Origin of the sequence: Paenibacillus darwinianus (genome assembly GCF_000598065.1) — a bacterium.
Lineage (GTDB): Bacteria > Bacillota > Bacilli > Paenibacillales > Paenibacillaceae > Paenibacillus_I > Paenibacillus_I darwinianus.
The window spans coordinates 1-12,150 of sequence record NZ_KK082190.1 but is presented as its reverse complement, the minus strand read 5'-3'; the positions used below and the strand labels follow the sequence as shown (position 1 = coordinate 12,150).

Below are 12,150 nucleotides of genomic sequence, written 5' to 3'. Positions count from 1 at the left end.
CCGCCAGCCTTGAGCGACAGCATGCCCAGGCTGTAGAAGGGCGTCCAGCTGCCCGCGCCGGAATAGACGAGGAACACGTTGCCGTCCTTCTTCAGTATCGACTGACCTTCGTTAATATAAGGCGGGCCGCCAGCCTTCTCCCATTCCAGATCCGGCTGCGACAGCAGCACCCGCGGGCCGCTGATCGTCAGCGGATCGCTCATCGGCGCGATATACGTGTTCTGCCGGATGTTCATGTCCCCTTCCCAGCCCGACCAGATGAAATAAAGCTTGTTCTCATGCTCGAGCGCGAGGCCGTCGATGGCCCACTTGTTCGTCTCATCCGTCACCTGGCCCTTGAAAGAATACGTGCCCATCGGGTCGTCCGTATCGGCCTCGAGCGCATACATGCGGTGATTCTCGTTCACGCCGTTGTCGGCTGCGAAGTAGATATACCACTTCCCCTGCAGAAATTGAATTTCCGGAGCCCACAGGTTGGCCGAATACATCTTATCGACCGGCGGATACCAGATGACCTTGCGCTCCGCCCGGCGGAAATCGAGCGTCCGCGATTTCATGACCATGACGTCTGTGCCGTTATGCGTGAACGTCATATAATAGTAGCCGTCCTTGTAGACGACGCTCGGGTCCGGCGTGTCGATCTCGGCAAGCGTATTTTTGAAGGTACCTCCAAGACCGTTGTATGTCTCCGCGCTTGTCCTTCCGGCAGCGATCGGATTAGACGCGGCTCCGGTCTGATCTTTATCCTTCAGCTCCGTTCCTCCCATGAGAAGCCATACCCCCAGTAAGGCTGCCGCGGCAGCCAAAATAACAGCTGTGCCAGCAACGATTTTCTTCGATGAACCTTGGTTTGTCATGGATTACTCCCCCCTGAACGGCGATGCGCAGAAAGAGCCCTGCAGGAAGGTCTCTTTCCGGACGGTGGTTGAACTGTTGATACTTGACCTCGTTATTTGACGCCGGACTGCGTAATGGCCCGCACGAACGAACGCTGCCCGAAAATAAAGATGAGCATGACGGGCAGCGTGGCGATCGTCGTCATCGCCATCAGCTTGCCGTAAGCCTGCGTGTAGCTGCCCTGCGCCATCATCGCGATACCTGCCGTAATCGTGCGCATTTCAGGCGAGGTTGTGGCATACAGCGGCCATACGAAATCATTGTAAATGCCCATAAAGGTGAAAATGCCGAGCGTCACCATGATCGAAACGGCCGAGGGCAGCAGAATGCGAGCGTAAATTTGCCATTTGTTTGCGCCGTCCATGCGCGCCGCCTCCTCGATCTCCTTCGGGAAGGAAGCAAAAAACTGGTAAAGCAGGAACACGCCGAACGCACCCGCCGAATATGGCAGAATCAGCGCCGCATACGTGTTAATCAGGCCAAGCGCATTGAACTCCATGTACATCGGCAGAAACGTCAGAACCCCCGGAATCATAAGCGACGCGATAAACAGGGAGAGCAGCGTCTTGCGGAAGGGCAGATCCGTCAGCCGCGCCAGCGCGTATGCCGCCATCGAGTCGATCAGCATGACGATTCCCGTGCCGATCATGCCGACAGACACGGAGTTTGCGATCCAGCGCGTGATCGGTACGTTCATCAATTCCCCGGTCAAGCCTTTAATATAGTTTTCCGCGGTCGGCTTGGACGGAATAAAGTTCATCTGGCCGGCCAATGCTTCGAAGTCATTTTTGAATGACGTGGAGAGCATCCAGACGAGCGGAAGCAGGAAAATCGCAGCGACAACAACGGCCAGCAGCACCAGCCAGAACGTTTTCATTTTTCGCATGTCGCTTCTACTCCTTTCTGGCGTACGTCAGCCTGTATTGAACGACCGAGACGATCATGATCAGCAGGGCCATCACGATAGCCATCGCGGAAGCCGAGCCGACCTCCTTGCGGATAAACGCCTGGTCGAGCACGTTCATCAGCAGAACCTTCGTCGAATCGCCGGGACCACCCCGCGTCAGCAGGAACGGCTGGGCGAAAATGTTGAAGCTCGCGATCGTCGAGGTGATCATAATGAACAAGATGATGGGCCGGATCGACGGCAGCGTAATATGAGCGAACTTTTTCCACGCGCCCGCGCCGTCGATCGAAGCAGCCTCATAATGGTCCTCGGGAACCTCGTTCAAGGCATTGATGAATATAATCATATTAAACCCGATCGTCCACCACAGCGTAGTGATGACGAGCGCGATCCAGGACCATGGTTGTCCGGTAAGCCACGGAATCCCGGTTATCTTCAATTTCATAAGCAGGCTGTTGATAAAACCGGCATTCGTATCGAACATCATCAACCAGATGGCGGTCATGACTGAAGCGGAAATTGCGTAAGGAAGAAAATAGAATGTGCGGAACAAGCCCTGGATTTTCCGGGGCAAGTAATGCACAAGTAGGGCGAGAGCCAGACCTACGACGATGAGCAGCGGCACCGAATATACAACGAATTGGATCGTCGCCCACAGGCCGCGGAAGAACAGGCTGTTCAGATAAGTACCGGGCGTAAAAATCTTGACGTAATGAGCGAATCCGACATATTGCTGATCAGTCGAGAGCAGCTCGAAGTTATGAAGGCTGATATAAATCCCATACAGGATGGGAAAAAGCAAGAAAGCGGAGAAGCAAATCAGATAAGGCAGCACGAATAGCGATGAGCTTAAACGGGACTGCCAGCTGCTTTTCAACACGTTAACCCCTCCTGACCCCGGCCATGCGGAAAAAACGGGAATGCCCGTTAAGACTTCCCGTCTTGCTCCGCTATCCGGTGTTTGGTTGTTATTTGTTCATCGCTTGTCTCGATTTCGCAGCCGCGTCGTCCATCGCCTTTTGCGGCTCCTTTTTGCCGAGCAGCGCGCTGGACAGCTCGCCCCAGATCGGCTCGCTGATCGTCGACCAGTTCAGTACATTCGGCGAGAATTGGACGTATTCGAAGCTGTCTGCAATAATCGCATTCGGCAGCGCTTTGAATTCCGCGCTTTGCAACATCGGCTTCGCAGCCAGTGCTTGACCGGAAGCCGCCCAGTCCATCGAGTTGGCGGAGACATATTTCAGGAAGTCGCCGATGCCGGCCAGCGTAGCTTCGTCCGTTGCGTCTTTCGGCACGACGAAATTATGGGAGCCCGCGAACACCGCTTGCTTTGCTTTACCGATCTGCGGCATCGGCGCGATGCCGTAGTTGATGCCCGCTTGATCGAATTGCCCCTTCATCCAAGGGCCGTTGAACTGGATGGCGTTTTTACCCTGCAGGAACAAGGTGTTCTCGCCGTCCTGCTGAACGTTGCCCGGGGAAATGCCTTTTTCAACCAGACCGCGCATCCAGCTGATCATTTCAACCGCTTCAGGCGAGTTGTAGGCCACATCCGTTCCGTTCCACAGATCGCCGCCGTTCTGCCATACGAGTGTCGGAAAGATGAACTGCTGCGGCCAGAGCGTCGGTAAGACGTAGCCGTATACGCCAGCGCTTTTGTCGGTCAGCTTCTCGACTGCTGCTTCGAATTCGGAGCGGTTCGTCGGAGGAGCGGCAATGCCGGCTTTCTCGAACAGGTCTTTGTTGTAGTACATGACGAGAGGATGGACATCCAGCGGAATACTGTACCATTTGCCGTCTATCGTCGCATATTGAACCGGCGCTTCTACATAATCCGCTTGGTTCAGGCCTGCAGCCGCGGCCAGCTCCTCCATCGGCAGCAAAGCGCCTTTGTTGACGTAGGTCGGAATCTGATCGACATGCATGATCATGAAGTCCGGACGATCTTTACTGCTGCTGAGCGCGACATCCAGCTGCTTATAATACTCGCCGCTCGGTTGAATGACGAAATTCACTTTGTAGGCGTCTTGCGAGGAATTGTACTTGTCGACCATTTTCTTCATGAACTCTCCGTCCGCGCCGGAGAACGGCGTCCAGAACAGCAGCTCCTGCGTCTTGCCGCTTGCGGCTTGCCCACGGCCGTTCGCCGGCTCGCTGCCCCCTGCGTTTTCGCCGCCGTTGTTGTTGCCGCCGCACGCAGCCAATACGAGTGCCGTGATCGTCAGCATCAGGTACAACGTCGTCCATCGTTTGTTCACCTTTTTCATGCTCTTACCCCCTATAGGATTGAAGTGTATGATGTAACTGCTTTCATCTTATCGGCAATCCCCTGTCGAACATATGCCGCTTTTTTGGATGAAGTGGACATTTTTTTGGGTGATGGCCGATTGGCTGTCGCGCCATCAGTAATGCGGCATATTGATTTTTCGCTGCAATACGACAAAGCCGGCTCCGTCAAGGAGTCGGCTTTGTTGTTGACACATATGGACATTTGTGTTGGATGTTCCGCAGCTGTCATCGAATTGTGATGATTTATTAATGTCATTAATCCATGGCTTTAATTGATGACATTAATTTCACTCGCTATCTCCCTTCATTAACGGCTTTAATGATCTCCAAGGCGATCTTCGGCTTGCGGTCGTACGTAAGCAATCCATTGATTTCTTGCTCCACATCGGTAAGCTGGGTGTAGCAGTAGCCCTGCACGACGCCCGACTTCAGCAATGGCTGAATGACTGCGCGCAGCCGGTCTGTATAATCCTCGTCGTTCTCGGCGCCGGAGTAGCCCCAGCCCTCCCACTCGCTCTTCTTATAAGCAATGCCGCCGAATTCGGTCACGAGGATCGGCTCGCCGTCGTACGCATAGCCGCTTACCGACAGCCTGCGGTTGGCCGGCATCGCGCCCGCCGCCTTGTCGGCCGTGCTGTAACGGTCCTCCAGCACCTCGCGCCGCCATTCGTAGTCGTGGATGTTGTAGAGGTCGGTCTTCAGCATCTCCCAGCCGTCATTCGACACGACCGGACGCATCGGATCAAGCGATTTGGTCAGATGATACATCGCGAGCACGTGCTGCTGTTGAAGCTTGTCGATCTGCACGTTCGGCACGCCCCAGCTCTCATTGAGCGGCACCCAAACGGCGATGCACGGGTGATTATAGTCGCGTTCCACCGACTCCTGCCACTCCTTGGTGAAACGGCGGACATACTCCTCGGAATATTCATAAGCATTGGCTGCCTCGCCCCACACCAGCAGTCCGAGACGGTCGCACCAATACAGGTAGCGCGGATCCTCAAGCTTCTGATGCTTGCGGGTGCCGTTAAAGCCCATTTCCTTGGTCAGCTCCACGTCGCGCTTGATGGCCTCGTCGCTCGGAGGCGTCAAATTTCCGTCCGGGAAGTAGCCTTGGTCGAGCACGAGCTTCATGAAATAAGGCCGGTTGTTCAAACAGAGCTTTCCATCCTCAATCGAAATTTTGCGCATGCCGAAATAGCTCGACACCTCGTCCCGAGGCTTCCCGTCCTCCAGCAGCGTGAACGTGACATCGTACAGATTCGGTTTCTCGGGCGTCCACCAGCCGCCCAATCCGTGGTCGTTGAAATCGTTGATCCGGATGCGTCTGGATTCATGCCCGGCCTTGACCCGGAACAGATCCTCGGCCACCGGCTCGCCGTTGAAGCTGATTTGCACCTGCAGGCGCACGTCCTTCTCGGGCGAGAAGCCTTGTACGAAGGAGCGGATTTCGATTTCCTTGCGGTCGATATCCGGCGTGAATTTCACCTTCGACAAATGAACGGGCGCAACGCCCTCCATCCAGACCGTCTGCCAGATGCCCGTCGTCCGGGTGTAGAAAATGCTGGCCGAATCGGCGAGCCAATACTGCTTGCCCCGCGGCAGCGTGACATCCCGGCTGTAATCGACGGCTTTTACGACAAGCTGGTTGTCGCCGTCATGGAGCGCGTCGGTAATATCGGCGTGAAACGGGGTATGCCCGCCCTCGTGGCTGGCGACCAGCATGCCGTTCACCCACACGTATGAATCGTAATCGACCGCGCCGAAATGTAAAATGACCCGTTTGCCATTAAACGATTCCGGCTTCGAGAACGTGCGGCGGTACCATACGGTATCGTGAAAATCAGGATCGGCAATTCCGCTAAGCTTGCTTTGAAACGCAAACGGGACCTGTATGCGCTTGGAAAACGGCCGGCTGCCGGAATGCCAGTGCGCCCCGTCCCCCGCCTGTTCGTCGTCAAATTCGAATTCCCATTCACCGTTCAGGTTAACCCAGTCTTGCCGCATGAATTGCGGAAAAGGATGTTCTGAGCGTGGCTGCTGTGACATGTGTATCCTCCTATTAGTTAATTTAAAAGTTATTAAAATTACTTATTTTGAATTATAACCACCTTTATTATCATAAAATTCGGTTAATACGTCAACCTAAAGTTGTTTAATTAACTATTAGGTTATATAATTGAAAAAAAACGAGGATCGAGGCCGCCTATGAACATACACGTCAACACCCGCAATATGCCGTTTCTGGAATGCTTCGCTTCGGAAACTCGCGTACGAATGATTGAGCTGCTCAATGAGAAGCCGATGAACATTAAGGAAATGGCCGAAGCGTTGTCCGTCTCGTCGGCGATCGTCACGAAGCATATTCAAAAGCTTGAAGAGGCCGGAATCGTAGCGACGGAAAGCATATCCGGCACAAGGGGAAGACGCAAGGTTTGCCATCTTGTCCCCGAATCGGTCACCCTGCAGCTGAAAACGGGCGAACCGCCCGACCGCAACCGTTATTCGGTGTCGATTCCCGTTGGGCTATATACGGGTTACGAGGTGAGGCCGACCTGCGGACTTGCCTCCGACTCGGGCATTATCGGCATGACGGACGACCCCCGGTACTTCTCCGATCCGGAGCACGTTAAAGCCAGGCACCTGTGGTTCGCGAGCGGCCATGTGGAGTACCGGATTCCGAACTACCTCGTTGGCAATCAAACGATCCGCTATTTGTCCCTTGCGTTCGAAATCTGCTCCGAGGCGCCAGGCTACAACGAGAACTGGCCGTCTGACATTTCATTCTACCTGAACGATACGCGGCTCGGGACATGGACATGCCCCGGCGATTACGGCAGCACCCGAGGCGTCCACACGCCCAAATGGTGGGAGAACACTTCCCAGCACGGCCTGCTGAAAACGATAACCGTACGGCCCGACGGGTCATTCCTCGACGGTGTGAAGATGTCGGATGTCACCACTGGGCACCTGGCGGTCGGCACCGGCACGGACCTCCGCTTCCGCATCGCAAGCGATGAATCCGCAGAGCATTGCGGCGGAGTCAGTCTTTTCGGGCGCCAATTCGGCAACTACGACCAGGATATCGAGGTCATCGTCGTGTACGAACCGGCCCCGCAATAGACAAACAGCCAAAACGGAGAGCCCCTCTCTCGTTTTGGCTGTTTATTTTTGCGCGCTGCGCCGCAGCATACCTTTCTCCCCGAACCACAGCCGATAGCTCATCAGGCTGAGCATGATGCTGGTCAGGGCGGCCGATGAAGCAAAGGCGAACATGATCAGAATCTGGTACCGCACCGCATCAAGCGGACTCGCTCCGGCGATGATCATTCCCGTCATCATCCCCGGAAGCTGCACCAGGCCGACCGTCTTCATCCCGTCTATCGTCGGAATCATACTGGCTCTGACCGACCGTCTGAGCCACCCGTGCATCGCTTGTCTCGGCGTGGCGCCAAGAGCCAGCAGCGTCTCGACCTCGGCCGCCGACGATTCCGCCTCCCGGCTCATCCCGTTCAGAAACAGGCTCGACACGACCATCGCATTGCCGATCGTCATGCCGCTGATCGGGATGATGTACTGCGAGGTGAACGGAATGACCCGAAGCGCCAGCAGCAATCCGATCGTCACGAATTCCGTTATCGTGATCGCGATGCCGATCCGCAGGCCGATGCCTCTGATTCCTTTCCCCCGCTTCGCCGCATTCAAGGTTGCGACCGTGATCATAACCGACAAGATCAGCAGGACAATGAACGGCTTGTCCGATTGGAATATGTAGTGAAGCACGAAGCCGACGGTCAGCAATTGCACGGCGGAACGAACGGTACCGATGAAAATATCCCTCTCCATTCCAAGCCTTTGCCACATGGAGATGCCAACGGCAACCGCGACAAAGACAAGCGTCAGTGAGAGCGCCATCAGGGACATGCGTACTCCCCCTCCGTTATTCTTCCCTCGGCCAACACCCAGGATCGGCCGGCCACGCGACCCGCCTGTTCCAGATCATGGGTAATCCAGATGAAACCGGTGCCTTCCGCCTCGTGGAACGATCGAAGCAGCCGCTCAACAGCCTCGGTGCTGGTATCGTCCAGAGAAGCCGTAATTTCGTCGAGCAGAAGCATTTCCGGACGAAGCAGCAGCGTGCGCACTAACGAAACCCGCTGCTTCTCCCCTCCAGACAAACGCTGCGCGTTTTTCCTCCAATCCGTCTCTGCCATCCCGAGCGACGCCATCAGCCGTGACGCAAGCTCGCGGTCGAATGGGGTGCGGTGCAGCGCGCTGGCGGCCCTCAGATTATCCTCCACCGTTCCGGAGAGCATAAACGGCTGTTGGCTGACATAGCTGAGCTTCATCCTCCACTGTCTGGCGTCCCATTCCCGCGCCGGACGGCCGTTCAAGATCAGCCGGCCCTCATCCGGCGATTCCAGCAGAGCGAGAATACGCAGCAGCGTGCTTTTCCCGGTACCTGACGGCCCGGTGAATGAAATGGTGTCGGAAAGACGGGCTTCTCCGCTCAAGCCGGAGAATAACGGGCGAGCAGGGTTTCCGGGCAACGTTCTCGTAATTTGATTGAATTGCAGCATAGATTCCAATGTCCGCCCCTCCTTCTTGTCATCCACTTATTGTAACACAGGAAGAGACCCGCGATACCATTCACGTCATCGCAGGTCTCTTCTTTTATTCATGATTTGCCGCATTCGTCCCTTCCGCGATCGTTCCCTGCACATTGTCGCCGGCTGGACACATGCGAAGATGAGACATATACACCTTTCGGTTCAGCTTGGTGCGCCAGGGTTGACCAACTGAACCGAGACCGTTAATTGTCCGTCCTCGGCGGCATCCAGGCCCATCGTTCATGTACGGATCGTCAGATTGAATTGCCCGCAAACCATCCAAATATGATCGGCTGCAGGAATGCAATCATAAGATATAGCGAAAGGCGATGGAGAAGGAGGTTGACATCGGTGCGTATTTTGATCATAGCGCCTGAGCAAATTCCGGTGCCTCCGATTCTCGGCGGGTCGGTCGAAATTGCGATTCTGGCGCTCGCCGGCCGCTTGGCGCGCCAGCACGAGGTAACGGTCGTCAGCAGAACCCATAAACGGTACCCCGCCTATTCCGAGATAGACGGCGTGTCGATTCGCCGCGTTCCAGGAGGCCGCCCGTCAAAATACTTAACTCATGTATTGCGGTGGCTGAAAAGCCAAAGCACCAGGTTCGATCTGATCCAGATCGACAATCGCCCGCGTTTCGTGGAACCGGTGAAACGGCTTTGTCCCCATATCCCGGTTTCCTTGTTCCTGCAATCGTTGACGTTTGTGAGCCAGCCTTATATGGATTCCGACCATGCGGCCTATTGCTTGTCGAAGGCGGACCTGATCATGGCCAACAGCGCATCGTTGAAACAGCAGCTGATTTCCCGTTTCCCGTCCATATCCGACATCATCAGCAAAGCATGGCTCGGCGTCGACACGGATCGTTTCTCACCCGGTCCGCCCCGCGTTAGACGCGGTCCGTTCACATTATTATTCGTTGGACGAATCATCCCTCGCAAAGGGCTGCCGATTCTGCTCCATGCCATCAAACGGGCCCAGGTGCAAACCGACAGAAAGATCAAAGTCATCATCGCCGGACATTCCGTGTTACCGGGCTATATCCGGCAGATGAAGCGATTGAAACGCTCGCTCGGAATATCTGCCGTCTTTCTCGGTGTGGTTCCGCATTCGCGCATTCACCGTATTTATAGGCTTGCGGATGCGTTGGTCTGTCCCTCCCAGAAGCATGAAGCTTTCGGTCTGGTGAACGTGGAAGCGATGTCGTCCGGCCTGCCGGTGATCGCGTCGCGAAACGGCGGCATCGGGGAGATCGTCAGTCATATGCGCAATGGGCTGCTTGTGGACGATTACCATCGGCCCGACTCGTTCGCAGTTGCGATTGCAGAACTGATGAAAGATCGAGCACTGTATAACCGACTAAGGCTGCAGGCAAGAATGGATGCGCTCAGCACTTTCAGCTGGGAAGCTTCCGCGGATCATCTGAGCCGCATTTATACGCAATATGTGGAAAACGCGCGCTAAAGGACGATTTTGCTTTCCCAGCATTTTCAATTACAATAGAGAGAAAAACGAATGGTACATGGAGGTTGTCCGATGCCGAATTTCCAGGAGAAGTTGAACAGTTATGCGGAATTGATCGTACGAATCGGAGTAAATGTACAGCCGGGTCAAAAGGTCGTCGTCAACGCGACGACCGATGCGGCCGAATTGGTCCGTTTGATCGTGAAAAAAGCTTATGATGCCGGCGCCTATAACGTGAAAGTCAATTGGACGGATGACCAGGTATCCAGGCTGCGCTATGAATTGGCTCCGGAAGAGTCTTTCCTTGAAGAGCCGAAATGGTATGCCGGAGAAATGCTGGAACTGGCCGAGGGCGGCGCAGCCGTCATCAGCGTCGTGTCCTCCGACCCGGATCTGTTGAAGGGCATAGCGCAGCAAAGAATCGTCGATCATCAGAAAACGTACGGCAAGGCGATGTCCAAGTACCGACAGTACGTGCAATCAGACAAGTTCCCATGGTGTGTCGTTTCCGCCCCATCCCCCGCATGGGCGGCCAAAGTGTTTCCTGACGCGCCGGAAAAGGAGCAGGTCGAGAAGCTCTGGGAGGCGATTTTCGCAACGGTCCGCATTAACGGCGCCGACCCGGTCGAGGCTTGGCAGGAACACATCCGCAAATTGAATCAGAAATCGGATTATTTGAATGCGAAGAAATATAAGAAGCTTCATTATTTGGCGCCCGGCACCGATCTGGCGATCGAGCTTCCGGACGGTCATCTCTGGGTCGCCGCCGACAGCATCAGCGAGCAGGGCATCGCGTTCGTCGCGAACATGCCGACTGAGGAGGTATTCACGGCTCCGCTGGCGCAAGGGGTCAACGGAAAAGTGTCAAGCACTAAACCGTTGAGCTACGGCGGCAATCTGATTGACAATTTCACGCTTACGTTCGAGAACGGCCGCATTGTCGGCGTGAAGGCAGAGAAAGGCGAGGATACGCTGAAAAACCTCGTCGAAATGGACGAGGGCTCGCATTACTTGGGCGAAGTTGCGCTGGTCCCCCATCGTTCGCCGATTTCCGATTCGAACATTCTGTACTTCAACACCTTGTTTGATGAAAATGCCTCCAATCATCTGGCGATCGGCAGCGCTTATGCCTTTAATCTGGAGGGCGGCAAAAGCATGTCGCAGGATGAAGTGAAGGCCAGAGGACTCAACACGAGCATCACACACGTCGACTTTATGATCGGCTCGGGGGAGATGGACATCTTCGGCATTACGGTTGACGGTAAGGAAGAGCCGATATTTCATAAGGGCAACTGGGCGTTTTAATCCGCACCCGGGATAATGAGCCCTCCTTTGGACACAGCCGTGTCAAGAAGACATGAATAAAAGTCACTAGGATGCAGCGACCGTCTCCCGGTACTAGACCGGGACTGGTCGTTTCATTTTTTCTGAAATCGGTGACGGTTATCGGACTTTCATGCACGTTCCGTTCGAGCTTTAAATAGCCGGCAATTCTTTAATCATCACCACATGTTCGATTCCATCATTATCCGCCGCGACAACCTCCAGCGCGTGAATGATCGCATTCTCCAAACCATATTGACGGTAACCGGCCAATACGCAAATCCTTTCCAGCTTCACCCTTCCGTCAACCTGCCGAACCCGGCCCGCGCCTGCCGGATGCCAGGCATAATACGCGATGATATGTATTGTATTTGTTATGCGGCCGATCATGTTTATCGTATTCCAGTGATTCGTCCACACCTTGCTCTTCCACGAAGACGGTTTTTCGGATGCCAAAAGCAAGCGACAGCTCTTCCTCATTGCCGATTCGCTTTACTCTGATTTCCCATGCCATCTCTCCTCTCAAATATGAAAAAAATCCTTGTCCGATATGCAGGAACAAGGATCGTGAAGTATAGGCACACCCTGAAAACCGGATGCGAATGTAAAGTAAGCTGATTAGCTGATGATGTTCTTATTACTTAGGATAAGCCCTCGACC

General features: G+C 54.7%; 11 protein-coding genes. 3 read left to right on the top strand and 8 right to left on the bottom strand.

Translation table 11 applies throughout. The features are described from left to right. The 5 genes from BG52_RS12160 to BG52_RS12140 all read right to left on the bottom strand — a co-directional run. A partial coding sequence (locus BG52_RS12160; protein WP_036715905.1) for a glycoside hydrolase family 43 protein occupies nucleotides 1–857 on the bottom strand: 857 nt, incomplete at its 3' end. Nucleotides 858–949: 92 nt separating this feature from the next. Then, entirely contained in the window at nucleotides 950–1,783 is an 834-nt protein-coding gene (locus tag BG52_RS12155) for a carbohydrate ABC transporter permease (protein ID WP_036580317.1), read from the bottom strand. Nucleotides 1,784–1,790: 7 nt separating this feature from the next. Continuing rightward, on the bottom strand, nucleotides 1,791–2,684 hold the full coding sequence (locus BG52_RS12150; RefSeq protein ID WP_036580314.1) for a carbohydrate ABC transporter permease: 894 nt from the start codon (nucleotides 2,682–2,684) through the stop codon (nucleotides 1,791–1,793). Between the two features lie 88 nt (nucleotides 2,685–2,772). Continuing rightward, nucleotides 2,773–4,071 carry an ABC transporter substrate-binding protein gene (locus BG52_RS12145; RefSeq protein ID WP_036580312.1) on the bottom strand — a complete coding sequence of 433 codons (1,299 nt, stop codon included), beginning with the start codon at nucleotides 4,069–4,071 and terminating at the stop codon, nucleotides 2,773–2,775. A 316-nt stretch (nucleotides 4,072–4,387) separates the two neighbouring features. Further along, nucleotides 4,388–6,142 carry a glycoside hydrolase family 2 protein gene (locus BG52_RS12140; protein WP_036580309.1) on the bottom strand — a complete coding sequence of 585 codons (1,755 nt, stop codon included), beginning with the start codon at nucleotides 6,140–6,142 and terminating at the stop codon, nucleotides 4,388–4,390. Between the two features lie 159 nt (nucleotides 6,143–6,301). Here BG52_RS12140 and BG52_RS12135 point away from each other — a divergent pair, with 159 nt between their 5' ends. Next, nucleotides 6,302–7,216, top strand: coding sequence for an ArsR/SmtB family transcription factor (locus BG52_RS12135; protein WP_051587605.1), 915 nt, complete (start codon nucleotides 6,302–6,304; stop codon nucleotides 7,214–7,216). A 42-nt stretch (nucleotides 7,217–7,258) separates the two neighbouring features. Here the strand turns inward: BG52_RS12135 and BG52_RS12130 are convergent, their stop codons facing one another. After that, nucleotides 7,259–8,017, bottom strand: a complete 759-nt coding sequence (locus BG52_RS12130; protein WP_036580306.1) for an ABC transporter permease — start codon at nucleotides 8,015–8,017, stop codon at nucleotides 7,259–7,261. Further along, a complete protein-coding gene (locus BG52_RS12125) occupies nucleotides 8,008–8,673 on the bottom strand; it encodes an ABC transporter ATP-binding protein (RefSeq protein ID WP_223299005.1) in 666 nt (221 codons plus the stop codon). The genes BG52_RS12130 and BG52_RS12125 overlap by 10 nt, the downstream gene beginning before the upstream one ends. Nucleotides 8,674–9,054: 381 nt before the next feature. Here BG52_RS12125 and BG52_RS12120 point away from each other — a divergent pair, with 381 nt between their 5' ends. Together BG52_RS12120 and BG52_RS12115 are read left to right on the top strand one after the other, a co-directional pair. Beyond that, nucleotides 9,055–10,167, top strand: a complete 1,113-nt coding sequence (locus tag BG52_RS12120; protein WP_036580304.1) for a glycosyltransferase family 4 protein — start codon at nucleotides 9,055–9,057, stop codon at nucleotides 10,165–10,167. Between the two features lie 72 nt (nucleotides 10,168–10,239). Further along, a complete protein-coding gene (locus BG52_RS12115) occupies nucleotides 10,240–11,472 on the top strand; it encodes an aminopeptidase (protein ID WP_036580302.1) in 1,233 nt (410 codons plus the stop codon). A gap of 171 nt (nucleotides 11,473–11,643) precedes the next feature. Here BG52_RS12115 and BG52_RS12110 read toward each other — a convergent pair whose 3' ends face one another. Further along, nucleotides 11,644–11,952 (bottom strand): GNAT family N-acetyltransferase, encoded by a 309-nt coding sequence (locus tag BG52_RS12110; protein WP_051587603.1) that lies wholly within the window; start codon nucleotides 11,950–11,952, stop codon nucleotides 11,644–11,646. Nucleotides 11,953–12,150: the final 198 nt, after the last annotated feature.